Here is a 25,297-nt window from a genome sequence, read left to right on the forward strand (position 1 = left end):
TGCGGTCCGGTCTCGGTGACCGGCGGGTCAGTGGGCGGTTTCACGACGGGGACGCTCACGAGTGCTCCCCGAGGGCGGCGGACACCTCGCCGGTCAGCGCGGCGAACTCGGGCTCGAAGCGCAGCTCCGGCGGGCGGGGGTAGGCCCACGGCACGGGGATGTCCGCCACGATGCGACCGGGACGGCCGCTCATCACGAGGACGCGCGTGGACAGGTAGACGGCCTCGGACACCGAGTGGGTGATGAACAGCCCGGCGAACTCCTTGAGGGCGAACAGCCTCTGGAGCTCGGTCTGCAGGTGCAGGCGGGTGATCTCGTCGAGTGCGCCGAACGGCTCGTCGAAGAGCGCGAGGTCGGGCTCGGCGACGAGCGCCCGGGCGATCGAGACGCGCATGCGCATGCCGCCCGAGAGCTGGCGCGGGTGCTGCTTCTCGAACCCGGTGAGCCCGACGAGGTCGAGCGCCTCCTGCGCGGCCCGCCGCCGGTCGGCCTTGCCGACACCGCGCAGCTCGCCGACGAGCTCGACGTTGCGCAGCGCGCTGCGCCACTCGAGGAGCGTCGCCTCCTGGAAGACGTACGACGTCGAGTGCGCGTTGACCTCGATGCTGCCGCCGCTCACGTCGTCGAGCCCGGACGCGAGCCGCAGCAGCGTGGACTTGCCGCAGCCGGACGGCCCGACGACGGAGACGAACTCCCCCGCCGAGACGCTCAGGCTCACGTCCTCGAGCGCGACGGTGCCGGTGGCGAACTGCTTGGTCACGTCGTCGAGCACGAGCGTGCGCGTCATGGAACGGGGTCGCGTGGTCGTGGTGCTCACTGGTGTCACCTCACGAGCTGGTCGGGCCGGTGGGCCGCGGGCGCGGCATCCCGGGAGTGCGGGTCGGTGGGCCGGGTCGCGACGGGGTCGAGCGCGAGGGCGCGGGTGACGCGCGTGTCCGCGACCACGCGCCCGCCGCTCAGGACGACGCGCGCGTGCTCGCCACCGGCGAGGACCTCGCCGAGCGCGGCGTCGGGGACGAGGACGAGGTCGGCCCGCTGCCCCACCGCCACGCCTGCCGGCGGCAGGCCGAGCACGGTGCGTGCGCCCGCGGTGACGGCGTCGAGCGCCTCGCGGGCCGTGAGGTGCGCGGCCGTCATCAGGAGGGACGTCGTCTCGAAGGGGTCGCAGGTGCCCACGGGGTTGAAGGGGTCGCGGACGTTGTCGGCCCCGGCGGCCACGGGGACGCCTGCGTCGATCAGCGCACGGACGGCGGTGAGCCCGCGCGGGGCCAGGTGCGTGGCGTCGCGGCCCTGGAGGTACAGGTTCGTGATCGGCAGCGTGACGACCCCGAGCCCGGCCCGCGCCACCAGGTCGACGAGCGGGACGAGCCGTTCGGGCGGCAGCGCGCCGAGCCGGACGGCGTGGCTCGCCGTGACGCGCTGCTCGAGGCCGCGCGCGATCACCTGGAGCGCGACGTCCTCGACGTCGAGGAGCCCGCCCGCCGGGAGCGTGGTCTGCTCGTCGGCGTGCAGGTCGACCGGGAGCCCGGTGCGCTCCGCGAGGTCCAGGACGCGCCGGATCTCGACCGCCGGGTCAGGCGCGAGGTGGGGGCAGCCGCCCAGGACGTCGACGCCGCGTGCCACGGCCTCCGCGTAGACGGCGTCGCTCGTGTGCGAGCCGCCGAGCAGGCAGACCTGGAGGGTGACGGAGCCCGCGAGCTCGTCCCGCAAACCGAGCAGGGCGTCGAGCATGCGCAGCGGGTCCCCGACCGCAGGGGCGTCGACGTGGGTGCGGATCGTCGTGATGCCCCGCGCGACGTAGCGCTCGACGGCGCGGCGCGCACGGTCGGCCACGTCGGCACCGTCGATGCCCGGTGCGAGCTCGCGCCAGCGCGCGACGGCGCCGACCAGGTCCTCGCCCCCACCGGGGTCGAGGCGCGAGGCCGTGAGGGTCTTGTCGAGGTGTGCGTGCGGCTCGCACGCGGCGGGCAGCGCGAGCCAGCCGCGGGCGTCGAGGAGCAGCCCGGGCACAGCGGCGGCGTCCCGGGTCGCGGTGGCCGAGACCGCGACGACGCGGCCGTCGGCGATCCGGAGGTCGACGGTGCGGCCGTCCACCGTGCGGACCCCGAGCACGCCGGTGACGTCCGCGCCGGCGAGCGTCGCGGCGCCGTCGGGCGCGCCGACCGGAAGGACCGCTGCCTCGTCGTGGTGCACACCGCCTCCTCTCCGTCGTGTGGACGGACTCGCAGAAAATGTTGATCAGAGGAACATCGAGAACGCTAGGCGGGGCCTGTTTCGGCCGCGTAACCGTGGGGGCGCGGGTGTGTGAACGCGACGAGGACGGGCAGGATGGAGTGGTGGACACCTCGATCCTCTGGCACCCCGGACCGCTGATCGACGACGTCGAGATCACCCAGGTGCGCGAGCTCGCCGCCGCGGCCGAGCGGGCCGACGGCGTCGCCCCGCTCTCGGAGCAGCCGCTGCTCAACCTGCGGGAGGCGGACGACGACGTCGTCCACCTGCTCTCCTGGTGGCGCGGCGACCTCGCCGGCTACGCCCAGGTGGACCGCCGCGGGCCGGTCCCCAGCGCCGAGCTCGTCGTCCGGCCCGAGCACCGACGCCACGGCCTCGGGTTCCACCTGCTCGCGAGCGCGACCGCCCGCGCGCAGGAGCGTCGCGACGTCGTGCCGACGGACGGGCAGCACGACGCCCGGCGCGACGACGACCGGGCCGCGCTGCACGTGTGGGCCCACGGGGACCTCCCCGCGGCCCGGGCGCTCGCGGCGCGGTCGGGGTTCGTGCCCGTGCGCGAGCTGCTCGTGCTCGCCCGGCCCCTGGGCGGCCCGGACGAGCACCCGTTCCCCGACGTACCGCCGGACCTGCGCCTGCGCACTTTCGTCCCGGGAGCCGACGACGCGGCGTGGGTCCGCGCCAACGCCCGCGCGTTCGCGCACCACCCCGAGCAGGGGCGCCTCACGGTCGCCGACCTGCGCGCGCGGGTGGACGAGGACTGGTTCGACGCCGCGGGGCTCTACCTGCTCGAGGACACCGGGTCCGTCAGCGGGGGGACCGCCGGGCCGGACGGCGCCGTCGTCGGCTTCGTCTGGACGAAGATCCCGACGGGCACCGCTCCCGACCCGGCCGTGTCCGGCGGGCCGACCGAGCCACCCGCGGAGGGCGAGATCTACGTCGTCGGCGTCGACCCCGACGCGCAGGGGCGCGGCCTCGGGACCCTGCTGACCGCCGTCGGGCTGGCTCACCTGGCCCGCGCGCGCGTGCGGGAGGCGGTCCTCTACGTCGACGGGGACAACGCGCCCGCCGTCCGGACCTACGAGCGCGCGGGCTTCGTGCGCCGCACCGCCGACGTGCAGTACGCGGCCGCGCCGAGGGCGGACCGACCGACCGGCCGGTGACCCGTGTCACGCACCGTTCACCAACTGGTGCCACCATGAACCCATGACCGAGACGTCCACCCAGCGCACGCTCGACCCGGATCTCGCGGCGCACATCGCCGAGCACATCGCCGAGGAGCCGGAGCTGGAGATCGCGCCGGTCGACAGCGCGCCGCTGCCCGACGACCGCTTCGCGGACCGCGAGCTGAGCTGGCTCGCGTTCAACCAGCGGGTGCTCGAGCTCGCGGAGGACCCGCGGCAGCCGTTGCTGGAGCGTGTGCGCTTCCTCGCGATCTTCGCGTCGAACCTGGACGAGTTCTTCATGGTGCGGGTCGCCGGCCTGAAGCGCCGCATGGCGACGGGCATCGCGGTCACGGCCGCTTCCGGTCTGTCCCCGCGCCAGGTGCTGGACGCGATCAGCGAGCGCGCGCACGAGCTCATGGCGCGCCACGCGAGCGTCTTCGCCGACGACGTCCAGCCCGCGCTCGCCGCGGAGGGCATCACGCTCGTGCACTGGGACGAGCTCGAGACGCGCGAGCAGGAGCGCCTGCACAAGTACTTCCGCAAGCAGATCTTCCCGGTCCTCACGCCGCTCGCCGTCGACCCGGCGCACCCGTTCCCGTACATCTCGGGGCTGTCCCTCAACCTCGCGGTGGTGGTCGCCAACCCGACGACGGGCAAGGAGCACTTCGCCCGCGTCAAGGTGCCGCCGCTGCTGCCGCGGTTCATCGCGGTCGACGCGCGGGGTCGCCCGTCGGCACCGACGTCGCAGACGGGGGCCGCCGACCGCGGCCCCACCTCGTTCGTGCCGATCGAGGAGGTCATCGCCCAGCACCTCGACCACCTCTTCCCGGGCATGGAGGTGCGCGAGCACCACACCTTCCGGGTCACGCGCAACGAGGACGTCGAGGTCGAGGAGGACGACGCCGAGAACCTCCTGCAGGCCATGGAGAAGGAGCTGCTGCGCCGCCGCTTCGGCCCGCCGGTGCGGCTCGAGCTCACCCACGGCATCAGCCCGCGCATCCGCGCGCTGCTCGTGCGGGAGCTCGGGGTCGTCGAGGAGGAGGTGTACGAGCTCCCCGAGCCGCTCGACCTCACGGGGCTCAACCTCCTCGCGGACCTGGACCGTGCGGACCTGCACTTCCCGCCCTTCGTCCCGACGACGCACCGCGTGCTCGCCGAGGTGGAGAGCGCGTCGCCGACCGACGTCTTCGCCGCGATCCGCGAGCGCGACGTGCTGCTGCACCACCCGTACGACTCGTTCTCGACCTCGGTGCAGACGTTCCTCGAGCAGGCCGCCGCCGACCCGAAGGTCCTCGCGATCAAGCAGACGCTGTACCGCACGTCGGGCGACTCCCCCATCGTCGACGCGCTCATCGACGCCGCCGACGCGGGCAAGCAGGTCCTCGCCCTCGTCGAGATCAAGGCACGCTTCGACGAGGAGGCGAACATCTCCTGGGCCCGCAAGCTCGAGCAGGCGGGCGTGCACGTCGTCTACGGGATCGTCGGGCTCAAGACCCACTGCAAGCTGTCGCTCGTCGTCCGGCAGGAGTCGGACGGCCTGCGCCGGTACTGCCACGTCGGCACGGGCAACTATCACCCGAAGACCGCGCGGCTGTACACCGACCACGGCCTGCTGACGTGCGACCCGGACGTCGGGCAGGACCTCACGCGCCTGTTCAACCAGCTCTCCGGCTACGCGCCGCAGTCCCGGTTCCACCGGCTCCTCGTGGCGCCCCGCACGGTGCGCACGGGACTGGTGGAGCGCATCGAGCGCGAGTCGGCGGCGGCGCGCGACGGCCACGAGGCCTGGGTCAAGATCAAGGTGAACTCCGTCGTCGACGAGGCCACGATCGACGCGCTCTACCGGGCGTCCCAGGCGGGCGTGAAGGTCGACCTCGTCGTACGGGGCATCTGCGCGGTCCGGCCCGGCGTCCCGGGGCTGTCCGAGAACATCCGGGTCCGCTCGATCCTCGGCCGGTTCCTCGAGCATTCCCGCATCTTCGCGTTCGCGAACTCCGCGGGCCCGGCCATCGGTGAGGGGCCCGAGAGCGGCGCGGAGGTCTTCATCGGGTCCGCCGACCTCATGCACCGCAACCTCGACCGCCGCGTCGAGGCGCTCGTGCGCATCACGGACCCCGACCAGGTCCGCGAGCTGATCGACCTGCTCGACACCTCGACGGCCGACACGACGGCCTCGTGGCACCTCGACGCGGACGGGACGTGGCACCGCCCCGACGCCGGTCCCGACGGCCGGCCGCTCGTCGACCTGCAGGCGAGCCTGGTGAGCCGTCAGCGCCGCCGTCTCGCCGGGAGACGGTGAGCCGCGGATGGGAGTCCCGCCCGCCGCGGTGCAACCGGGCGTCCCGCTGCGCCCTGCGCTCGGCCCCACGCACGTCGAGCACGCGCCCGTCATCGAGTCCGCCGGTGCGCTCGTGTGGCGCGTGCAGGGGGGCGAGCTGCAGGTCCGGCTCGTGCACCGCCCGCGCTACGACGACTGGTCCTGGCCCAAGGGCAAGCTCGACCCGGGCGAGACCTTCCAGGCCGCTGCGGCCCGCGAGGTGGCCGAGGAGACGGGCAAGCCCGTGGTCCTGGGCGTGCCGCTGCCGGGTCTGCAGTACCTCACTCCCGAGGGCCGCGTGAAGCGGGTCCACTACTGGGCAGCGCGCCGTGCGTCGCGCACGCGGGACGCCGGCGCGCTCGCCGCGCGGGCCCCGGTCCCCCCGGTCTCGCCGCAGGAGATCGACGCGTCCGCGTGGCTCCCGGTCCAGGACGCCGCGCGCCGGCTGACGCGCTACGCCGACCGGACGCCGCTCGACGCGCTCGTGCGCGAACGGGACGAGGGGCGGCTCGCGACGCACGTCGTCGTCATCGCCCGGCACGGCAAGGCGATGACGCGCGGGGTGTGGCACGGCGAGGAGCGGGACCGTCCGCTCACACCGACCGGGCACGCGCAGGCGATGGCCCTCGTCCCGGTGCTCGCGGCCTACGGCGTCGAGGCGGTCGTCACGAGCCGGTGGGACCGGTGCGCGCAGACCATCGCGCCGTACGCGAGCGCCGCGCACCTCGCGACCGTGAGCAGCGAGCACCTCAGCGAGGCGCAGCACGAGCGCTCCCCGGGGCGGGTCGCCCGGACCGTGCGCGAGCTGCTCGAGACGGAGCGGTCGACGGTGCTGTGCACGCACCGGCCGGTGCTGCCGACCGTCCTCGACGTGCTGGGCCAGCACTCACGCCGCGCCGTCGCGAACGCGCTCCCGACCCAGGACCCCTACCTGGAGCCGGGCGAGGTCATCGTGGCGCACGTCGCGCACACGCCGAAGGGGCCTCGCGTCGTCGCGGCGGAGAAGGTCGCCCCGCCCCTGCACTGACCTGTCAGGGCCATGGATCACCCCGGTGTCCCCTCGCCCTGACACGTCACGGCGCGCGCCAACGTGTCAGGGCGACAGGCCACTCCGGTGACCTGCGGTCCTGACACGTCGCGCACGCTCACGCGAGAAGATGCCGCGCGAGGATCGCGACGACGCGCAGCGGCTCGATCCGCAGCGCCGCCGCCGGCAGCCGGATCGCCGTCGTGCGGTCGTCGTGACCGAGCTCGGCGTCGCGCAGGAGGTCGTCGTACCAGCGGCCCACCTCCATGTGCCCGACCCCGTCGACCTCGACGACCAGCCGCCGCCCGTCCCGCAGACGCCACTCCGCGTCGAGGAAGCGCGTCCGACCGCGCGCATCCTGCCGGCGCACCTGGCGGGACGGCTCGGGCAGGCCGTGCGCGCGGCACAGCCGCACGAGGTCGATCTCGCTCAGGGCGTCGGCACCGCCTCGGACGTCCGCGAGGCTCGCGCGCAGCAGGCGGTGGAACCGCACCTTCCCGACGCGGTCGAGCTGCTCGCCCAGGCGGTCGGCGGTCGTCAGCCGCTGCTGCACGACGGCCGCGAGCAGCCCGACGGCGGTGCGCGGCGAGTCCTGCCAGGCAGCGGCGTCGACGGCACACCGCTCGACCCGGTGCACAGGTAGCCCGTCGACACGCACGATGTCCTCCGGCGCGGGGCGCCGCGACTCGTGCACGACGACGCCCGACCGCCTCGCCACCGTCGCGCCGCGAGCGACGACGACGTGGATGCCCGGCCGCGCCCAGCCCACGAGACCGTGGCGCGCCAGCCCCGTCCACGAGCCGAGCGCCACGGGGTCGGGGGCGCACAGGACCGCGGTCCACAGCGCGGTCTCGACCGTGGGAGGCCCGTTGTGCAGCACGACGACGTCGCTCGACACCGCGGTCCAGCGGTGTGCGGCGAGCTGGGTGGCGACGTGCCGCGACGTGATGCCGAGCGCACGGAGCTGGGTGCGCGTGGCGACGTGCGCCTGGGCGGCGACGAGCCGGGAGAAGCCGGGGAGGCGGTCGACGTCGCGGGAGCCGGTCACGGGGTGAGTCTGACGGCGGTGGAGGCTGCGCCGTCGGGCACGACGACCGGCCTGTGGACGGGGCCCTACGTCCGGAGCCTGTGCACGGCCAGGAAGCCCGGAGCGGTCAGGACCACGGGTCACCCCGGTGACCCCCCGTCCTGACACGCTCGCGGCGCACCGTGGGTGTCCGGGCCGTGGGCCACCCCGGTGATCCCACGCCCTGACACGCCACCGCGCCGTCAGAGGAGGATCGGGCTGAGGACCCAGTACATGACCGCGGCCACGAGGGCGGCCATGGGGATGGTGAGGACCCACGCCACGCCGATGTTCTTCGCGACGCCCCAGCGGACAGCCGAGAGCCGCTTCGTCGCGCCGACGCCCATGATCGCCGACGTGATCGTGTGCGTCGTCGAGACCGGCGCGTGGAAGATGAACGCGTTGGCGTAGAGCACGAGCGACGCCACGGACTCCGCCACGAAGCCGCGTGCCGGGTCGAGCTCGATGATCTTGCGGCCCAGCGTGCGCATGATGCGCCACCCGCCCGCGTAGGTGCCGAGCGAGATCGCCGTCGCGGCGGACAGCTTGACCCACAGCGGGATGGTGTTGTCGTCCTGGAACCCGCCCGCGACGAGCGCGAGCACGATGACGCCCATCGTCTTCTGCGCGTCCTGCAGGCCGTGACCGAGGGCCATCGCCGCGGCGGAGGCGGTCTGCGCGATGCGGAAGCGGCGGAACGCCTTCGCGGGCGCCGCGTTCCGGAAGATCCACAGCACGCCCACCATGAGCGCGAACGCCAGGCCGAAGCCGATGAGCGGCGAGAAGATCATGGGCAGCACGACCTTGTCGAGGATCGCGTCCCAGTGCACGGTGATGCCCGACGCGATCCCGACGCCCGCGAGCCCGCCGATGATGGCGTGCGTCGACGACGACGGCAGCCCGAGCCACCAGGTGATGAGGTTCCACGTGATCGCGCCGACGAGCCCGCACAGCACGATCACGAGGCCCTGGTGGGGCGGGACGTCGTTCACCGCCACGATGTCCTCGGCGATGGTCTGCGCCACGGCCGTGCCGAGCAGCGCGCCGATGAGGTTGAAGACCGCCGCCATGATCAGCGCGGCCCGCGGGGTCAGGGCCCGCGTGGAGACCGACGTCGCGATCGCGTTCGCCGCGTCGTGGAACCCGTTGGTGTAGTCGAACGCCAGCGCGAACGCGACGACCACGACGACGAGGACGACCTCGCTACCCACCGTTCTCAGGACTCCTTGAGCGCGATGGTCTCGACCGTGTTCGCGACCTTCTCGAACGCGTCCGCGGCCTCCTCGAGGATCTCGACGATCTCCTTGAGCTTCATGAGGAGGATCGGGTCCGCCACGTCGTCGAACAGCTCGGCGAGCAGCTTGCGGTGCAGCTTGTCGGCCTGGTTCTCCAGGCGGTTGACCTCGACCCAGTACTCGGCGAGGTCGCTCATCGACCGCAGGCGCGGCATCGCCTCCGCCGTGAGCTCCGATGCGCGCTGCAGCACCTGCACCTGCTCGGACACCCGCGCCGGCAGAGCCTCGACCTTGTACAGGACGATGAGGTCGGCGGCCTCCTCCATGTAGTCCATGCAGTCGTCGAGTGCGGACGCCAGCGCGTAGATGTCGTCCCGGTCGAACGGGGTGACGAACGTCTGGTTGAGGCGACGCATGATCGAGTGGGTCGCGTCGTCCGCGAGGTGCTCGGTCTCGCTGAGCTGCTTCGCCAGGACCTTGCGGGTCGGCCGGTCGGCGCCGAGCAGCTCGGCGAGGAGCGTGGAACCGGTGACGAGGTGCTGCGCCAGTGCGGCGAGGAGATCGAAGAACGAGGTGTCGCGCGGTGTCAGGCGCAGGCGCACGGGAGGCTCCGGAGGTGGGGCGGGGTCGGGTTCGGCGCGGTGTCGGAACGCTCTCGTCGTCCGTGTCGTCGAGAGCGCTGTCGGTACTGCGGCGATGAGTCTCGAGGGGTGCTGCAGGTGTGGTACGGGTGAACACGGGTCGAACTCTCGTCAAATGTAGCCGACCGCGAGCCGTGCTCCCGCACTGGTCCCTGTGCGTCCGCCACGAGGTGCCGCACGGCCTGCCCACGCCGGGGCGGAGGTCCCGCACGGATTCCGTCGGGAAAGGGACGCCGACGCCGCCCGCCTCGTCGCGGGCCGCGCGGCCACGGAGCGACGCCGGACCGGGAGCGCCTCTCGGCGCGTGGCCGCTCGTAGCGGCTGAGTGTGGAGCCCGGGGCTACCGCGGCCCGGCGTCGTCGTCCATCGTACGTGCCGGTGCCCGGCACGGGAACCCGGACGGGTGCGTGTTCGCGCACCGCGAGACTCCCCCGGCCGGCGTGCGAGCCGGCCACGGACGTGCGGGGGCGAGCGGTCAGTCCAGCCGGTCCGCGCGCCACAGCGTCGCTGCGTGCTCCAGCTCCTCGGCGGTCCGCTGGAGCGACGACGCACCGCGGGTCGTGCGCAGCGCGCCGTCCGGGTCGACCACCTCGCGGGCGTCGGCGTCGAAGGCCGCCCCGGTCGCGAGGATGCGGCAGAACGAGGCCGCGCGCTCCAGCGCGACGGCGAGGTCTCCGGCGAAGACCCCCGAGAGCACCGCGTCGGCGAGCTCGAGCAGGTCCTGCGGCTCGGGCGGGCGGGGGACGCCGGCGATCGCCTCGTGCACCGGGGCGACGTCGACGCCCAGCCGGTAGCGCAGCGTCACGGTCTGCGGGTCGCGCCGCACCCACTCGCGCAGCACGTAGAGCCGCCACAGCGCGCCCGGCAGGGAGTTGGGCGGCGCGTCCGCCCACAGCGCCGCGACGACGTCGAGCCCCTCGGTCTCGACGAGGTGGACGAGCCTGCCGACGACCTCGGGGTCCTCCGCGTCGCGGGCCTGGTGGACGATGGCGTGCGCCGTGGTGTGCGCGACCTCCTCGCGCAGCGCGGGGTCGAGCTCGCCGGGGAGCTCGTCGGCGTCGCGCGGGTCGAGCATCGCGGGGCGCCGCGGTCGCACGGTGCGGTCCGGGCGGCCGGGGTCGGGGACGCCCTCCGGCACGGCGGGGGACGGCTCACGAGGACGCTCGGGCGGGAGGTCTGGGACGTCGGGCACCGACCCAGTCTGCACCGGACCGCCGTCGGTCACGTGCCCGCGACGGGTGTCGCGGAGACCACTGCGAGGGCGTGCCACTTCGGCGCGCCGGGTCGGACAGGCCGCCCTACAGTGACGAAAGGGTCCGCGGCAGGGCCCGTGAGCGACCGGAGGGAACCCATGTCCAGCGACGCCGCAGGTCACCAGACCGTCACCGCGAAGAGCGCGCACCGCAAGGCCATCGGTCTTGCGTTCGCCGCCGCCGTCGGTGGCTTCCTCTTCGGGTTCGACAGCTCGGTCATCAACGGCGCGGTCGCCGCGATCGAGGGGCAGTTCGACCTCGACGCGGCCGTCACCGGCCTCGTGGTCGCGATCGCGCTCCTCGGGTGCGCGCTCGGCGCGTGGTCCGGCGGCAAGCTCGCCGACCGGTGGGGGCGCACGCGCGTCATGGTGTTCGGCGCGATCCTGTTCTTCGCCTCGTCGATCCTCTCCGCGATCGCGTGGTCGGCGCTCGACCTGGCGCTCTGGCGGTTCATGGCCGGCGTGGGGATCGGCATCGCGTCGGTCATCGCCCCCGCGTACATCGCCGAGATCGCCCCGGCGAAGCTGCGCGGCCGCCTGGGCTCGCTCCAGCAGCTCGCGATCACGGTCGGCATCTTCGCGGCGCTGCTGTCCGACCAGCTCCTCGCGGAGACGGCCGGCGGAGCCGCCAACGAGCTGTGGCTGGGCTGGGAGGCCTGGCGGTGGATGTTCCTCGTGTGCGTGATCCCCGCCGCGGTCTACGGGATCCTGGCAATGCGCATCCCCGAGTCGCCCCGCTACCTCGTCGCCAAGGGCCGCGACGCGGAGGCGAGGGACGTGCTCGCGTCGGTGCTCGGACCGGACGAGGACGTGGACGACCGCATCGCGCAGATCCACCGCTCGATCGCCGTGGACGAGAAGAACGCCCAGGAGGGCTCGCTCAAGGGCTCGAGCTTCGGGCTCAAGCCGATCGTCTGGGTCGGCATCCTGCTGTCGGTGTTCCAGCAGTTCGTCGGGATCAACGTGATCTTCTACTACTCGACGACCCTGTGGCAGGCCGTCGGGTTCGACGAGAGCCAGTCGTTCCTCGTCTCGACCATCACGTCGGTGACGAACGTCGCCGTGACGTTCATCGCGATCGCTCTCGTGGACAAGGTCGGTCGCCGCCCCATCCTGCTGATCGGCTCGGCCGGCATGACGCTCTCGCTCGGCATCATGGCCCTCGCCTTCACGCAGGCGAGCGGGAGCGGCGACAACATCACGCTGCCCGACCCGTGGGCTCCGATCGCCCTCGTCGCCGCGAACGCGTTCGTCGTCTTCTTCGGTGCGTCCTGGGGGCCCCTGGTCTGGGTCCTGCTCGGCGAGATGTTCCCGAACCGGATCCGCGCCGCCGCGCTGGGGGTCGCGGCGATGGCGCAGTGGCTCGCGAACTTCGCGATCACCCTGTCGTTCCCCCCGATGCTCGACGCGTTCGGCGCGACCATCCCGTACCTCATGTACGCGATCTTCGCGGCGCTGTCGTTCGTCTTCGTGCTCTCGAAGGTCCCGGAGACCAAGGGCATGGAGCTCGAGGACATGGGCAACGAGGCGGCTGCCCGACACGGCTGACCCGTTCGGACCACCCCGACGAGCCCGGGGTCGCGCGGCACCCTGTGCCCCGCGGCCCCGGGCTCGCCGCGTCCGGGAGTCGCCCACGACGACTGATGGTTGCTGCAAGCAACTGCATCCCGTATGCTTGCCTGCAGCAACCAAGGAGTCACCGTGCCCGTCACCACCCTCGCGCCCGACGGCGCAGCCACCACCTCCCCCGACCGCACCCCGACCTCGGGGCTCGTCCGCGCGCTCGACGACCTCGCGCGCGTGCAGCGGGAGAGCGCGGTGCGCATCGCGCGGGACCTCGACATCCCGCGCGCGTCGCTCGGCGTCCTGCGCATGCTCGACCGCTGCGGTCCCGTCCAGCTCGGCGACGTCGCGGCCAGGCTCCGCGTCGACCTGTCCGTCGCGAGCCGGCAGGTCAGCCACCTCGTCGACGGCGGCCTCGTCCTGCGCTCGGTCGACGACGACGACCGGCGCGCACGGACCGTCGCGCTCACCGACGCCGGGCACGACGTCGTCCGACGCTCGTTCGCCCTGATCGACGTGATGAGCGCCGAGACCTTCGCCGACTGGTCGACCGACGAGATCGTCGCCGCGACCGAGCAGATCGACCGCGGGACCGGGGCGGTCGCGCGGCCCACGCCGCCTCCGGCCACGCCACGCCACCCCCGACCTCCCCGCACCGCCAGCACCCCCGAGGAGCACCCCCGCATGACCAGTGCCACCACCCCCGCCGAGGCGCCACCCGCGTCCGCCGGGCAGACCACGATGACCCGCCGCGAGGTCATGGAGTCCCTCTCCGGGATCCTCCTCGGCATGTTCGTCGCGATCCTCGCCAGCTCCATCGTGTCGAGCTCGCTGCCCAAGATCGTCAGCGACCTGGACGGGTCGCAGTCCTCCTACACCTGGGTCGTCACGTCGACCCTCCTCGCGATGTGCATCTCGACCCCCATCTGGGGCAAGCTCGCCGACCTCACGAACCGCAAGGTCCTCATCCAGGTCGCCCTGGTGGTCGCGGTCGTGTCCTCGGCGCTGGCCGGGCTGTCGCAGAACGTCGAGACCCTCATCGCGCTCCGCGCCTTCCAGGGCATCGGCGCCGGCGGCCTCATGGCGCTCGCGACCGTGCTCATCACCGACATCATCTCCCCGCGCGAGCGCGGCAAGTTCATGGGCCTCATGGGCGGCATCATGGCCGTCAGCCAGATCGGCGGCCCGCTGCTCGGGGGCGTGCTCACCGACACCGTGAGCTGGCGCCTGAACTTCTTCGTCGGCCTGCCGTTCGCGATCGCCGCGATCGTCGTGCTCCAGCGCACGCTGCACCTGCCGGCGATGGCGCGCAGGGTCGTGCGCATCGACTACTGGGGCGCCGTCCTCATCAGCGTCGGCGTCGCCACGCTCCTGCTCTGGGTCACGTTCGCGGGCCAGAACTTCGAGTGGCTCTCGTGGCAGACCTTCGTCATGGTCGGCGGTGCCCTGGCCGCGCTCGTCGGCGCCGTGCTCGTCGAGCGCGTCACCCCCGAGCCGATCATCCCGCTGCACCTGTTCAAGAACCGCACGTTCGTCCTCGCGGTCGTGGCGTCGGTCGCGGTCGGTGTCGCGATGTTCGGCACGGCCGTCTTCCTCAGCCAGTACATGCAGGTCGCGCGCGGCAAGACGCCGACCGAGTCGGGCCTCCTGACCATCCCCATGATCATCGGCACGTTCGTGGCGTCGACGCTGTTCGGCCAGCTCATCACCCGGACCGGCCGGTACAAGACGATCATGGTCTCCGGTGCCGCGCTGCTCACCGTGTCCCTGCTCGCGCTGTCGACGATCGACTACCACACGAGCTTCGTCCTGGTGAGCCTCTACCTGTTCATGCTCGGCACCTCGATGGGCATGCTCATGCAGAACCTGGTCCTGGCGGTCCAGAACACGCTCGCCGTCGAGGAGATGGGTGCCGGGTCGTCCACCGTGGCGTTCTTCCGGACGCTCGGTGGTGCGATCGGCGTGTCCGTGCTCGGTGCGGTGCTCGCGAGCACGGTGACGTCGTCGATCCGGTCCGGCCTCACCGCGATGGGCGTCCCGGCCGACTCGATGGGCGGCAGCAGCGCGGTGCCCGACGTCGCGACCCTGCCCGCGCCGCTCCGGGACCTCGTCGAGAAGTCGTACGGCGACGGGATCGCCGAGATCTTCCTCGTCGCGGTGCCGCTCGCGCTCGTCGCGCTGATCGCGGTGGCCTTCCTCAAGGAGGTGCCGCTCGGCACCAAGACGGGCCTGCAGGAGCGGCTCGAGCGCGAGGCGGCTGCGTCGGCGGACGCCGACGACGCGCCCGTGGACTCCACGCCTGGACGGGTCACCCTCGTCGAGGAGGCCGAGTCGACGCTCGTCGACGCGTGGGCGCCCGGTGGCGTCGTCGACGACGAGGCCACGGCTCGGCCGTCGCGCTGACCCCAGGCCCCGAGTGCGTGAGACATGCGGTCCCGAGACGATTCGGGGCCGCATTTCTCATGCACTCGACGTGCTGGTCAGGTGTCCAGCAGGGTGAGGTTTGCCGAACGATCGTGACCTTTCCTCCCCCTTGCCGCCATGATGGGCCTGTGTCCGCCGAAACGCCTGCCCCGAGCGCCACCCCGACGACCGAGCCCGACGTCGCGTACGTCGACCTCGAGCGCGAGCTGCGCATCCTGCTGCGCCGCGCCGGGGCGGCGGCCGCCGCCATGGCGCGCCGGATCCACCCCGGTCTGGAGGCGAGCGCCTACCCGATCCTGGCGCACATCGCGGACCGCCCGGGCGTCCGGGGCTCCGACCTCGCGGCGCACTTCGGCGTCGGGCGGGCGACCATCTCCCGCCAGCTCAGCCGCATGCACTCGCTCGGGCTCGTCGCGCGCGAGGTCGACCCCGACGACTCGCGCGGCCAGCTCATCACGCTCACCCCCGACGGCGCGGCACGTCTCCAGGCCGCCCACCGTGGCCGGGTCCAGTCCATCACCGAGGCGCTCGCCGGGTGGGAGCGCGACGACGTCGCGAGGCTCGCGGGGCTCCTGCACCGCTACTCCGAGGACGTCGTGCGCTGGAACGCCACGCGGTGACGCCGGTGCGGCGGCGCCTCGCCCTCGTGGCGGCGCTCGCCGCCGTGGTGCTCGCGGGCCTCGTCGTGGCGACCCGCGTGCCGGACCCGTGGGGCGACGTCGGCGGTGACGTGCTGTACGCGGTGGCGACCTACCTGCTCGTGGCGCTCGTCCTCGTGCGCACCCGCCCCGTCGCGGTCGGCGCGCTCGCACTCGCGTGGTGCGGGGCGGTCGAGGCACTGCAGGCCACCGGCCTCGCGGCGGCCGTGAACGACGAGGTCCCGCCCGCGGCGTGGCTGCTGGGCAGCACGTTCGCGGTGCGGGACCTGGCCTGCTACGCGGTCGGAGTCGCCCTCGCCGTGGGGGGCGACGTCCTGGTCCGGTCGCTCGTCGCGCGCCGCACGGGTCGGCGCACGACGGCGGGCGTCACGCCGTCGGCTCGAACGTCAGGCTGACGGAGTTCATGCAGAAGCGGTCGCCCGTCGGGGTCTGCGGCGCGTCGTCGAAGACGTGCCCCAGGTGCGAGCCGCACCGGGCGCAGCGCACCTCGGTGCGCACCATCCCGAGGCTGCTGTCGGTGAGCAGCTCGACGCGGTCGCCGGCGAGAGGGCTGAAGAAGCTCGGCCACCCGCAGTGCGAGTCGAACTTGGTGTCCGAGCGGAAGAGCTCGTTGCCGCACGCGCGACAGCTGTAGACGCCGACGCGCTTCTCGTCGAGCAGCTCGCCCGTCCAGGCACGCTCCGTGCCCGCGTGGCGCAGGACGGCATACTCCTGCGGCGTGAGCTCCTCGCGCCACTGCTCGTCCGTCTTCGTCACCTGGTAGGTACCGGTGTTCTCGTGGGTCTTGTCGGTCATGATCCACCTCCGCCGTTCCCAACCGTCCTGACGCGCCCGGTGTTCCTGGCCCCGTGGCGCACCGTCCCGTCAGCGGGGAGGATGACCCCATGGCCGAGGTGCCGAACAGACTGCGACGTCACGTCCACGCGCGCGCCGCGCCGGATCTCCTGTACGGCGCCGTCGTCACCGGGTCCGTGCTCGCCGTGAACAGCGTCCACACCGTCGACAGCGACCGCGTCGCGATCGCCGCCTCGGTGGTCGCCGTCATCTACTGGCTCACCCACGTCTACGTGGACGCGATCGGCGGCCGGTTCTCGGACCCGGACCACTCGTCGGGCCATCGGCTCAACGAGGCGCTGCGGACCAACACCGGCGTGCTCGTCGGCAGCATCCCCCCGATCGTCGTCTTCGCCGTCGGGCGGGTCGCGGGCCTCGACGCCGAGACCGCGTCCTTCGTCGCCCTGTGGTTCACGGTCGTGCTGCTCGCCGCGGCCGGCTGGTACGCCGCGACCCGGGCCGGGGTGCGGGGCTGGCCGCTGGTCGGCGAGACGTGCGTGGCGGCCGGCTTCGGCCTCGTGGTGATCCTCCTGAAGTACCTCCTGCACTGAACCGCTGCCTGAGCCCCGGTCCGCGCGCCCCGGCGGAGACCCGGGTCGCACTCGTCGGCAGCACGTGATACAGATCACACTGGCAGACGCCAGCAGGGCGTCCGCAGCGGCGTGACGCTCGCGTCCGCCCTGCCCGAGGAGGCACCATGCGTCCCGACCAGCACGCCCGCTCGATGCTGCCGATCCCCGATCGCACGCCGCCCGGCCTGACGACGTACGACGCGCGGGATCCCGACACCGCGTTCCCGCCGATCGAACCGCTGCTCCCGCCCGAGGGCGCGCCGAACGTCGTCGTGATCCTCCTGGACGACGTCGGGTTCGGCGCCTCCAGCGCGTTCGGCGGCCCGTGCCGCACCCCGACCGCCGAGCGGCTCGCGGCGGGCGGTCTGCGGTTCAACAGGTTCCACACCACGGCGCTGTGCGCCCCGACGCGCCAGGCGCTCCTCACGGGCCGCAACCACCACTCGGTCGGCATGGGGAGCATCACCGAGACGGCGACGTCGGCGCCCGGCAACAGCTCGCTGCGGCCCAACACGAAGGCGCCGCTCGCCCTCACGCTGCGGCTCAACGGCTACTCGACGGCGCAGTTCGGCAAGTGCCACGAGGTCCCCGTGTGGCAGTCGTCCCCCATGGGGCCGTTCGACGCCTGGCCGTCGGGGGGTGGCGGCTTCGAGACCTTCTACGGCTTCATCGGCGGCGAGAACAACCAGTGGGACCCGGCGCTCTACGACGGGACGACGCCCGTCGAGCCGCCCGCTACGGCCGAGGAGGGCTACCACCTCACCGAGGACCTCGTGGACCACGCCGCGGCATGGGTGCGTCAGCAGAAGGCGCTCATGCCGGACAAGCCCTTCTTCGTCTACCTCGCGCCCGGTGCGACGCACGCGCCGCACCACGTTCCCGCCGAGTGGATCCAGAAGTACCGTGGCGCGTTCGACGACGGCTGGGACGTCCAGCGTGAGCGGATCTTCGCCCGCCAACAGGAGCTCGGGGTCGTGCCCGAGGGCACCGAGCTCACGGCACGGCACGAGGAGATCCCCGCGTGGGACGACATGCCCGACGACCTGAAGCCGGTCCTCGCCCGCCAGATGGAGGTCTACGCGGGGTTCCTCGAGCACACCGACCACCACGTCGGCCGGTTCGTCGACACCCTCGAGGAGCTGGGCGTCCTCGAGGACACGCTCGTCTACTACGTCATCGGCGACAACGGTGCGTCGGCCGAGGGCACGGTGAACGGCGCGTTCAACGAGATGGCGAACTTCAACGGCATGGCGGCGCTCGAGACGCCCGAGTTCCTGCGCTCGACGATGGACGACCTCGGGTCGCCGGCCTCGTACAACCACTACGCCGTCGGGTGGGCGTGGGCCATGAACTCGCCGCTGCAGTGGACCAAGCAGGTGGCGTCGCACTGGGGCGGGACGCGCAACGGGACGATCGTGCACTGGCCCCGGCGGATCGCGGAGCGCGGCGGTCTGCGCTCGCAGTTCACGCACGTGGTCGACGTCGCGCCGACGGTCCTCGAGGCGGCCGGGATCCCGGAGCCCACGATGGTCAACGGCGTGCTGCAGTCACCGATGGAGGGCACGTCGATGCTGTACGCGTTCGACGACCCCGAGGTCCCGGAGCGGCACGACCTCCAGTACTTCGAGATGTTCGGGAACCGCGGGATCTACCACAAGGGCTGGAGCGCGGTCACGAAGCACCGCACCCCGTGGGTCATGGTGGGCGGCGATCTCGTGCCGTTCGACGACGACACGTGGGAGCTCTATGACGGGTCGGCGGACTTCAGCCAGGCGCACGACCTCGCCGCGGAGCGCCCGGACGTGCTCGCCAGGCTGCAGCGGCTGTGGCTCATCGAGGCGGCGAAGTACGGCGTCCTCCCGCTGGACGACCGCGGCGCAGAACGGCTCGAGCCGTCGATGGCCGGTCGGCCGACGCTCCTGCGGGGGACGCGGCAGGTGTTCTACCCCGGCATGGGGCGCCTGTCGGAGAACAGCGTGCTGAGCGTCAAGAACAGGTCGTTCTCCGTCACCGCGCAGGTCGACGTCCGCGACGAACCGGCGCAGGGGGTGCTGATCGCGCAGGGTGGCCGGTTCGGCGGGTGGAGCCTGTACGTCCACGAGGGACGCCTCACGTTCCTCTACAACGTGCTCGGCATCCACCACTTCGCCGTCCGGGCGGACGTCCCGCTGCCCACCGGCAGCCACCAGGTGCGCGCCGAGCTCGCGTACGACGGCGGAGGCCTCGGCAAGGGCGGCGACGTCACGCTGTTCCACGACGGCGAGCCGGTCGGCACCGGCCGCGTCGACGCGACGCAGCCGATGGTCTTCTCCGCGGACGAGACCACGGACGTCGGCTACGAGTCGGGCACGTGCGTGTCGCCCGACTACACCACCCGGACGAGCCGGTTCACCGGGCGGCTGCAGTGGGTGCAGCTCGACGTGGGCGGCGACACGCACGACCACCTCGTGGACCCGGAGACGGTGCTCCGGATCGCGATGGCACGGCAGTAGCGACGACGGGACGGCGGGGGCGAGGTACCGCCAGGAGCGGGTACGGCAGCGGGCCGAGGACGGATCTCCCGTCCTCGGCCCGCCGGCCGTGCTGCAAGGTGCTGCGGTCAGCGCGCGGAGGACGTCGAGTAGACGGTCCCGCCCGCGGGGCGCTGCGCGCGGCCGCGGCCGCCGCGGCGGGCGGAGCCGCCCTGCCCTGCCGACTGCTGGCCCTGCTGACCGCCGCGGGACTGCCCGCCACGCGACGAGCCGCCCGACGAGCCACCGGCGGGGCGGCCGGCGCCGCCGGAACGCTGCGCCGTCTGGCGCTGGCCGCCCTGGCCGCCGGCGGACTGGCCGCGCGGAGCGCCGCCCTGGCCGGAGCCCTGGCCACGGCGCGACGCGCGCGAGCCGCCGTTGGTCGACGGCGTGCCGCGCCGGGCCTGCGTCTGCGGGGGCGTGATGTCGGCCGGGCGCACATACGCCGCGATGTCGCCGACGAGCGCCTTCAGCGTGGCGTCGCCCGGGTCGACGGGCTTCGGCTGCGCCGTGATCTTCGCCTTGCGGGTCAGGTCGCGCACGTCGCCGCGCTGCTCGGGGAGCATCACGGTGACGACGACGCCCTCGGAGCCCGCGCGCGCCGTGCGGCCCGAGCGGTGGAGGTAGGCCTTGTGCTCGGCCGGCGGGTCGACGTGCACGACGAGCTCGACCTCGTCGACGTGGATGCCGCGCGCGGCGATGTCGGTCGCGACGAGCACCTTCACGGTGCCCGAGGAGAACGCCTCGAGGTTGCGCTCACGCGCGCCCTGGCCGAGGTTGCCGTGCAGGTCCACGGCGGGGACGCCCGCGGCGGTGAGCTGCCTCGCGAGCTTCTTCGCCTGGTGCTTCGTCTTCATGAACAGGACGCGGCGACCGGTGCCCGACGCGAGCTCGTGCACGACCTGCTTCTTCGCCTCCGCGTCGCGCACCGCGAGGATGTGGTGCGTCATCTGCGGGGGCGCGGCCGCGGCGTCGTCCACGGAGTGGCGCACCGGGTTGCTGAGGTAGCGCTTGACGAGCTGGTCCACGCCGTTGTCGAGCGTCGCGGAGAACAGCATGCGCTGACCCTTCTTCGGGGTCTTGTCCATGATGCGCTTCACGCCGGGCAGGAACCCGAGGTCGGCCATGTGGTCGGCCTCGTCGAGCACGGTGATCTCGATGCCGTCGAGCGTGAGCAGGCGCTGGTTGAGGAGGTCCTCGAGGCGGCCGGGGCACGCGATGACGATGTCCACGCCCTTGTCGAGCGCGGCGACCTGGCGCGACTGCGCGACGCCGCCGAAGATCGTCGTCGTCGTCAGGCCGAGGGCCTTCGCGACGGGCTCCATCGTGGCGTTGATCTGGTTGGCGAGCTCGCGCGTGGGGCACAGCACGAGCGCGCGGGGCCGACGCGGGTGCCGCGAGGTCTTCGCGTGGGCGAGCCGCGAGACGGTCGGGAGCGAGAACGCCAGCGTCTTGCCGGAGCCCGTGCGGCCACGGCCGAGGACGTCGCGGCCCTTCATCGAGTCGGGCAGCGTGGCGGTCTGGATGGGGAACGGGGAGTCGATGCCCTGGCGCGAGAGCTCGCGCACGACGGTGGTGGGCAGGCCGAAGTCGGCAAAGGAAGTCACAGGAAGAAAGGCCTCTCGAGGCTGGGGTCGGGGTCCGCCGCACGCAATCCGGGGGGATCTCCACGACGCGGGGCGCGCAGTTCGCACTGCCCTCGTCCGACCAGTGTCTCATGCCCGACGCCGTGCGGCCGGGAAGCGTGTGCGGCGTCACGTCGGGCGGGACCGCGGGGTCCGCGGCCGAGCACGACCTGACGGTCGATATCAGACGCAGAACGACCGTGATGTCGTGCTCGACCGCGCACCAGGTCGTGCTCGGCGCACCGGGAGTCGGGACGCCGGGGACCGCTGTCCGCCAGGCGTGGTGGAATGGCGCGCGTGGACGCGCTGACGAAGGCCGCTATGGCCCTGACCACCCTGTCCGACGGCGGTGCCACCTCGGGCGGTGGCGTCGCCTCGTCGGTGGGGGACGTCGTCGGGCAGATCTGGGACGCCGCGGTGACCCCCGTCGCTCCCCCGGACCCCGCGGTGGTCGCCGCCATGGGCGTCCTCGCGCTCGCCGTCGTGCTCGTGACCCCGGTGTGGCGCGTGGCGCGGCACGTGATCACCATCGCGCACGAGGGCGCGCACGCGCTCGCCGCGGTCCTGACGGGGCGGCGCCTGTCGGGCATCCGGCTGCACTCGGACACGTCCGGGCTGACGGTCTCCTCGGGCCGGCCGCGCGGGTTCGGCATGGTGCTCACCGCGTTCATGGGCTACGTCGGCCCGGGCCTGATCGGGCTCGGTGCGGCCGCTCTCCTCCGCCAGGGCTACGCCGTCGGGCTGCTGTGGCTGCTCGTGCTGCTGCTCGCGCTCCTGCTGCTGCAGATCCGCAACTGGTTCGGCCTGTGGTCGGTGCTCGTGAGCGGTGCTGCGCTCGTGGCGGTCTCGTGGTGGGCAGCGCCGGCGGTCCAGAGCGCCGTCGCCTACGCCGTGACGTGGTTCCTGCTCCTCGGCGCCGTCCGCCCCGTGCTCGAGCTCCAGAGCGAGCGGGCGCGCGGACGGGCCGCCGCCTCCGACGCCGACATCCTCGCCCGGCTCACCCGCGTGCCGGGGCTCGTCTGGGTCGGCGTGTTCCTCGTCGTCACGGTCGGCGCCGCGGTGCTCGGCGGCTGGTGGATCGTCGGGCCGGCGACGTGACGCGCTCCGCGGACGCGCCGGAAGGACGCGGGTCGGGGCGGCGCCTCGCGAACCTGCTCCTCCCCGGGACCGACCGGCGGGACGTCCCGTCCACGGCGACCGGGGTGGGTCGGACCGTCGAGAGATGGCGGCGGAGACGGGCGGAGATCTGGGTCGGGACGCGGTTCGCCGTCGTCCCGGACCACCTGTGGTTCGGCGTCTCACGCGCGGACCAGGCGCTGCTCCGTGGGCTGCCGGGCGAGATGATGCTCGCGCTGCGGGACGTGACGTCGGTCGAGACGGAGCCAGGGGTCCTCACCGGGATCGTCGCGGTGCACCACGAGCGCGGCGTCCTGCGGTTCCGCTGCTGGCGCGCCGGCGCGGTCGCCGCGGAGGTCGCCGCCGCGGCGCGCGACGCGCGCTGAGGACGTCCGAGGCTGCTGGCGCAGGTCTGACCCGACCGGGCACGACGACGGGCCGCCCGCGATGCGGACGACCCGTCGGGGTTCGAGGACGCGCCTGGAGGAGGAGAGCGGCGCGTCGCCGAAGTGCGTGCGGCGTCAGCCCTGAGGGGTCAGGACGAACGACGGACCCTGAGCGTTCGGGTCGGTGTCGAGCGTGAGGTTCGAGAGCGTCGGCACGGTGGCGGACTCCACGAACACCTTGGCCTCGCCGTTCTCGACGACCTCGTCGTCGGGCTGCGGGGCGGGAACGAGCGCGAGCTCGAAGCTGCCGGCCTGGTCCGCGGACTCGGCGATCCGGAGACCGCCTCCCTCGGGGACACCGGCCTGCGTGGTGAGGTCCTGGACAGCGGTACGGGCGTTGTCGGTCAGGGTGAGCACGAGAGCTCCTCTCGTCGCCGGGCGGGGGCCACGGGACACGTCCGTGCGGCTCACACCTGGGGGGTGTGACCTGCCGTCGGTGCACCCTCCCGCGGGCCCCTCGGTCTCCTCCAACCAAGCAAGATCCGGCGGACGGCGCAAGCGCCACACCCCGATCTCACCGAATTTCTCACGCAGCAAGACCGCACAGGACAGTCCGGGGAGCGGCGCGTACGGTACGCGCCCGCGCGGGTCCGGCGGCGTCTCGCGACCCACCGATGCAGGGCGGCGCGCTGGTGGAGTGCGGCTCAGTGGCCGTGCGAGTGCCCGTGGCCGTGCCCCAGGCGCACGGTCCACACCTCCCCGTCGAGCGTGACGACGTAGGCAGTGCGCCCGACGATCTCGACCGACGTCGGCCGGTCGAGGCCGACCGCGACGGCTCGCAGGTCGCCGTGGCGACCGACCTCCAGGAGCTGTCCGGTGTCCGGAGCGGCCGGCGACCCCTCGGGGCTCCCCGGCGTGAACGTGCCCTGGGCGAGCGCGAACAGGTGACCGTGCCCGCTCTCGACGTCCACGAGCAGCCGACCGCCGGAGGCGACCTCTCGCACGTCCTGCGACCCGGGCCGGAACGCGACGACGCGCCCGTCCTCCGGCAGGTGCGGGACCGGACCGGCCTGCGCGAGCAGGACCGTGCGGCCGACGGTCTCGAGACCCGTGGGCACGACGTTGCCGAGCGCGAGGACCTCGGTGACCTCACCGCGCGTCGTCACGCGCAGCACCCGGTTGTGATGCCCGTCCGTCACGAGGAAGCCGCCCCGGTAGCTCTCGAGCGCGTACTGCACGCCCGAGGGCACGAAGAAGTCCGTGTCGGGCGGGTTCGCGATCGACCAGGCACCGATGTCGGCCACCGGGGTCACGCCGCCGGACCGGTCCACGCGATAGAGGCCGACGACGGCTGGCTCGACGATGGTCACGAGGACGTAGGCGGTGCGCCCGAGGAACGCGACGTCGATCGCGCCACCCGGTGTCCCGGGCAGCTGCGTCGGCAGGCCGGACACGACGGTCGAGATCTCACCGGTCCGGCGGTCGACCCGGGAGACCTCGCCGGACCGCGGCTCGGTCACGTAGAGGGAGCCGTCGGGCCCGATCGTGCTGCCCGCGCCTCCGGAGAGCCCGGTCGCCAGGAGGGTCGGTGCGGAGTGCGAGGGGTCGGGTCGTGGTGGTGTCGCGACGGCGGCCGAGGCCGAGGTCGCGAGGAGGAGTGCGGAGAGGACGAGGACGGTCAGACGGCGCGGGGTGTGCACGGCAGACCCCTTCCATGGTGCGACGGTGCACAGGTACGGGTCGGGCCCGGCGCGGTCGGGAGATCGCCGCGTGCCGGGTCGGGACGAAGTGCTGCCCCCTCACGGACGACGCTACTCCCGTGCCGGGCGGGCGTCACGGGTCGTGGCGCTCCGGATCCAGGGGCTGCGCACGCCCGCGTAGGCTGTCCCCGACGATCGCAGCGCGCTCGTCCGGGGCCTCTAGCTCAACTGGCAGAGCTGCGGACTTTTAATCCGTAGGTTGTGGGTTCGAACCCCACGGGGCCCACCACCTCTCGATGGAGCCGAGCCGGCCGGCGCACGTCCGCCGCCAGCACGTCGCGGAGCGGCCCCGAGCCCATGCCGCGCGGAGCGGCTCGACAGCACCGCGTTGACGGCCGGCACCCCCACCAGCGGGGGGCGATGGTGGGGGCACCGGCGCTGCGTCCACCGTAGGTCGCGAACTGGACGAGTGTCCAGGAGCCAGCGGGTGAAGTCGAGGTCCGCGTCTCGCTCATGTTTCATTCGAGGCGCATCGCTGCAATACTTCGCCTCATGGGGCTGAGCTGGAAGGCGACGGAGGACGGCGGGTACGAGGCCACGGCACCCGAGGGGGTGTACCGGGTCGTCACGCGGGCGGAGGAGTGGTGCCTCGAGAAACCCCTGCCCCGGCCCGGTCGCATCGGCGGGTTCTCGTCACCCGTCGAAGCCATGGCATGGGGCGGCGACATCCACCTCGCGGCCACGGGGAACCAGGTCCGCACCGCGCGGTCGGCATGGCCGACCGTCGACGAGCTCGCCCGCGAGGTCGAGACCTCCTCGAGCTCGCTGCGCTCCTGGCTCGCGGCTCACGTCGGCGGCTCCACCAGCCCGCGTCGCCGCATCGACCCGCATACGCAGCACCGCATCTGGACGTTCTACGGCGGCGAGAACACCTAGCGGCACGTGGCGGCGCACGGCCGAGCGCTGGTGGTCGAC

22 protein-coding genes, 1 tRNA gene and 1 pseudogene are annotated in these 25,297 nt (G+C 73.2%); 14 read left to right on the plus strand and 10 right to left on the minus strand.

Translation table 11 applies throughout. From position 1 onward, the window contains the following. Positions 1 to 55: 55 nt before the first annotated feature. Positions 56 to 787, minus strand: coding sequence for an ABC transporter ATP-binding protein (locus NFS20_RS14280; protein WP_463106393.1), 732 nt, complete (start codon positions 785 to 787; stop codon positions 56 to 58). 35 nt (positions 788 to 822) lie between these two features. Continuing rightward, a complete protein-coding gene (locus tag NFS20_RS14285) occupies positions 823 to 2,193 on the minus strand; it encodes an amidohydrolase family protein (protein ID WP_251152463.1) in 1,371 nt (456 codons plus the stop codon). A 143-nt stretch (positions 2,194 to 2,336) separates the two neighbouring features. On the opposite strand from NFS20_RS14285, the gene mshD reads away from it, so the two are divergent. From mshD to NFS20_RS14300, 3 genes are read left to right on the plus strand one after another with little or no spacing between them, the layout of a single operon-like run. Beyond that, positions 2,337 to 3,392 carry a mycothiol synthase gene (gene mshD, locus NFS20_RS14290; RefSeq protein ID WP_251152464.1) on the plus strand — a complete coding sequence of 352 codons (1,056 nt, stop codon included), beginning with the start codon at positions 2,337 to 2,339 and terminating at the stop codon, positions 3,390 to 3,392. A gap of 43 nt (positions 3,393 to 3,435) precedes the next feature. Continuing rightward, the gene (locus tag NFS20_RS14295; RefSeq protein WP_251152465.1) at positions 3,436 to 5,694 is read left to right on the plus strand and encodes an RNA degradosome polyphosphate kinase; all 2,259 of its coding nucleotides are present in this window, start codon (positions 3,436 to 3,438) and stop codon (positions 5,692 to 5,694) included. A 7-nt stretch (positions 5,695 to 5,701) separates the two neighbouring features. Next, a complete protein-coding gene (locus NFS20_RS14300) occupies positions 5,702 to 6,739 on the plus strand; it encodes an NUDIX hydrolase (protein ID WP_251152466.1) in 1,038 nt (345 codons plus the stop codon). A gap of 118 nt (positions 6,740 to 6,857) precedes the next feature. Here the strand turns inward: NFS20_RS14300 and NFS20_RS14305 are convergent, their stop codons facing one another. The 4 genes from NFS20_RS14305 to NFS20_RS14320 all read right to left on the minus strand — a co-directional run bounded on the left by NFS20_RS14305 (position 6,858) and on the right by NFS20_RS14320 (position 10,756). Beyond that, the gene (locus tag NFS20_RS14305; RefSeq protein WP_251152467.1) at positions 6,858 to 7,787 is read right to left on the minus strand and encodes a hypothetical protein; all 930 of its coding nucleotides are present in this window, start codon (positions 7,785 to 7,787) and stop codon (positions 6,858 to 6,860) included. A gap of 221 nt (positions 7,788 to 8,008) precedes the next feature. Next, positions 8,009 to 9,016, minus strand: coding sequence for an inorganic phosphate transporter (locus tag NFS20_RS14310; RefSeq protein ID WP_251152468.1), 1,008 nt, complete (start codon positions 9,014 to 9,016; stop codon positions 8,009 to 8,011). A 5-nt stretch (positions 9,017 to 9,021) separates the two neighbouring features. Continuing rightward, positions 9,022 to 9,642, minus strand: coding sequence for a DUF47 domain-containing protein (locus NFS20_RS14315; RefSeq protein ID WP_251152469.1), 621 nt, complete (start codon positions 9,640 to 9,642; stop codon positions 9,022 to 9,024). Positions 9,643 to 10,156: 514 nt separating this feature from the next. Beyond that, the gene (locus tag NFS20_RS14320) at positions 10,157 to 10,756 is read right to left on the minus strand and encodes a hypothetical protein (RefSeq protein WP_251152660.1); all 600 of its coding nucleotides are present in this window, start codon (positions 10,754 to 10,756) and stop codon (positions 10,157 to 10,159) included. A gap of 276 nt (positions 10,757 to 11,032) precedes the next feature. On the opposite strand from NFS20_RS14320, the gene NFS20_RS14325 reads away from it, so the two are divergent. The 5 genes and pseudogenes from NFS20_RS14325 to NFS20_RS14345 all read left to right on the plus strand — a co-directional run bounded on the left by NFS20_RS14325 (position 11,033) and on the right by NFS20_RS14345 (position 15,974). Further along, positions 11,033 to 12,481: a sugar porter family MFS transporter gene (locus NFS20_RS14325; RefSeq protein ID WP_251152470.1), complete on the plus strand. Its 1,449-nt coding sequence runs from the start codon at positions 11,033 to 11,035 to the stop codon at positions 12,479 to 12,481. Positions 12,482 to 12,604: 123 nt separating this feature from the next. Further along, a pseudogene (locus NFS20_RS22375) lies at positions 12,605 to 12,937 on the plus strand (MarR family winged helix-turn-helix transcriptional regulator); the annotation flags it as partial. Between the two features lie 243 nt (positions 12,938 to 13,180). After that, positions 13,181 to 14,899 (plus strand): MDR family MFS transporter, encoded by a 1,719-nt coding sequence (locus tag NFS20_RS14335; RefSeq protein WP_502800826.1) that lies wholly within the window; start codon positions 13,181 to 13,183, stop codon positions 14,897 to 14,899. Between the two features lie 149 nt (positions 14,900 to 15,048). After that, positions 15,049 to 15,540 (plus strand): MarR family winged helix-turn-helix transcriptional regulator, encoded by a 492-nt coding sequence (locus NFS20_RS14340; RefSeq protein WP_251152471.1) that lies wholly within the window; start codon positions 15,049 to 15,051, stop codon positions 15,538 to 15,540. A 5-nt stretch (positions 15,541 to 15,545) separates the two neighbouring features. Continuing rightward, positions 15,546 to 15,974, plus strand: coding sequence for a ribosomal maturation YjgA family protein (locus NFS20_RS14345; RefSeq protein ID WP_251152472.1), 429 nt, complete (start codon positions 15,546 to 15,548; stop codon positions 15,972 to 15,974). Here the strand turns inward: NFS20_RS14345 and msrB are convergent. Further along, positions 15,946 to 16,374 (minus strand): peptide-methionine (R)-S-oxide reductase MsrB, encoded by a 429-nt coding sequence (gene msrB, locus NFS20_RS14350; protein ID WP_251152473.1) that lies wholly within the window; start codon positions 16,372 to 16,374, stop codon positions 15,946 to 15,948. The two genes, NFS20_RS14345 and msrB, sit on opposite strands and share 29 nt — an antisense overlap. A gap of 89 nt (positions 16,375 to 16,463) precedes the next feature. Here msrB and NFS20_RS14355 point away from each other — a divergent pair, with 89 nt between their 5' ends. Both NFS20_RS14355 and NFS20_RS14360 read left to right on the plus strand, forming a co-directional pair. After that, positions 16,464 to 16,964: a hypothetical protein gene (locus NFS20_RS14355; protein WP_251152474.1), complete on the plus strand. Its 501-nt coding sequence runs from the start codon at positions 16,464 to 16,466 to the stop codon at positions 16,962 to 16,964. A gap of 146 nt (positions 16,965 to 17,110) precedes the next feature. After that, the gene (locus NFS20_RS14360; RefSeq protein WP_251152475.1) at positions 17,111 to 19,477 is read left to right on the plus strand and encodes an arylsulfatase; all 2,367 of its coding nucleotides are present in this window, start codon (positions 17,111 to 17,113) and stop codon (positions 19,475 to 19,477) included. A gap of 107 nt (positions 19,478 to 19,584) precedes the next feature. On the opposite strand, the gene NFS20_RS14365 is transcribed toward NFS20_RS14360, so the two are convergent. Next, complete coding sequence (locus tag NFS20_RS14365; protein ID WP_251152476.1) at positions 19,585 to 21,102, minus strand: DEAD/DEAH box helicase; 1,518 nt, start codon at positions 21,100 to 21,102, stop codon at positions 19,585 to 19,587. A 339-nt stretch (positions 21,103 to 21,441) separates the two neighbouring features. On the opposite strand from NFS20_RS14365, the gene NFS20_RS14370 reads away from it, so the two are divergent. Beyond that, positions 21,442 to 22,218, plus strand: coding sequence for a M50 family metallopeptidase (locus NFS20_RS14370; RefSeq protein ID WP_251152477.1), 777 nt, complete (start codon positions 21,442 to 21,444; stop codon positions 22,216 to 22,218). After that, positions 22,194 to 22,622: a hypothetical protein gene (locus tag NFS20_RS14375; RefSeq protein ID WP_251152478.1), complete on the plus strand. Its 429-nt coding sequence runs from the start codon at positions 22,194 to 22,196 to the stop codon at positions 22,620 to 22,622. The genes NFS20_RS14370 and NFS20_RS14375 overlap by 25 nt, the downstream gene beginning before the upstream one ends. Before the next feature lie 135 nt (positions 22,623 to 22,757). Here the strand turns inward: NFS20_RS14375 and NFS20_RS14380 are convergent, their stop codons facing one another. Together NFS20_RS14380 and NFS20_RS14385 are read right to left on the minus strand one after the other, a co-directional pair. Beyond that, positions 22,758 to 23,039, minus strand: coding sequence for a HesB/IscA family protein (locus NFS20_RS14380; RefSeq protein ID WP_251152479.1), 282 nt, complete (start codon positions 23,037 to 23,039; stop codon positions 22,758 to 22,760). 287 nt (positions 23,040 to 23,326) lie between these two features. Continuing rightward, complete coding sequence (locus NFS20_RS14385; protein WP_251152480.1) at positions 23,327 to 24,322, minus strand: ScyD/ScyE family protein; 996 nt, start codon at positions 24,320 to 24,322, stop codon at positions 23,327 to 23,329. Between the two features lie 213 nt (positions 24,323 to 24,535). On the opposite strand from NFS20_RS14385, the gene NFS20_RS14390 reads away from it, so the two are divergent. Together NFS20_RS14390 and NFS20_RS14395 are read left to right on the plus strand one after the other, a co-directional pair. Beyond that, positions 24,536 to 24,611, plus strand: a tRNA-Lys gene (locus NFS20_RS14390). Between the two features lie 263 nt (positions 24,612 to 24,874). Beyond that, on the plus strand, positions 24,875 to 25,258 hold the full coding sequence (locus tag NFS20_RS14395; RefSeq protein ID WP_251152481.1) for a hypothetical protein: 384 nt from the start codon (positions 24,875 to 24,877) through the stop codon (positions 25,256 to 25,258). The last annotated feature ends 39 nt before the right edge of the window (positions 25,259 to 25,297 follow it).

It is taken from the genome of Cellulosimicrobium sp. Marseille-Q4280 (assembly GCF_943181405.1).
Lineage (GTDB): Bacteria > Actinomycetota > Actinomycetes > Actinomycetales > Cellulomonadaceae > Cellulosimicrobium.

Excerpts from the sequence above, each read along its gene's own strand:
- NFS20_RS14370 (WP_251152477.1), top strand. The coding sequence starts at position 21,442 with ATGGCCCTGACCACCCTGTCCGACGGCGGTGCCACCTCGGGCGGTGGC.
- NFS20_RS14295 (WP_251152465.1), top strand. The coding sequence starts at position 3,436 with ATGACCGAGACGTCCACCCAGCGCACGCTCGACCCGGATCTCGCGGCG.
- NFS20_RS14335 (WP_502800826.1), top strand. The coding sequence starts at position 13,181 with ATGACCAGTGCCACCACCCCCGCCGAGGCGCCACCCGCGTCCGCCGGG.
- NFS20_RS14355 (WP_251152474.1), top strand. The coding sequence starts at position 16,464 with ATGGCCGAGGTGCCGAACAGACTGCGACGTCACGTCCACGCGCGCGCC.
- NFS20_RS14325 (WP_251152470.1), top strand. The coding sequence starts at position 11,033 with ATGTCCAGCGACGCCGCAGGTCACCAGACCGTCACCGCGAAGAGCGCG.
- msrB (WP_251152473.1), bottom strand. The coding sequence starts at position 16,374 with ATGACCGACAAGACCCACGAGAACACCGGTACCTACCAGGTGACGAAG.
- NFS20_RS14395 (WP_251152481.1), top strand. The coding sequence starts at position 24,875 with ATGGGGCTGAGCTGGAAGGCGACGGAGGACGGCGGGTACGAGGCCACG.
- NFS20_RS14300 (WP_251152466.1), top strand. The coding sequence starts at position 5,702 with ATGGGAGTCCCGCCCGCCGCGGTGCAACCGGGCGTCCCGCTGCGCCCT.
- NFS20_RS14360 (WP_251152475.1), top strand. The coding sequence starts at position 17,111 with ATGCGTCCCGACCAGCACGCCCGCTCGATGCTGCCGATCCCCGATCGC.
- NFS20_RS14280 (WP_463106393.1), bottom strand. The coding sequence starts at position 787 with ATGACGCGCACGCTCGTGCTCGACGACGTGACCAAGCAGTTCGCCACC.
- NFS20_RS14320 (WP_251152660.1), bottom strand. The coding sequence starts at position 10,756 with ATGCTCGACCCGCGCGACGCCGACGAGCTCCCCGGCGAGCTCGACCCC.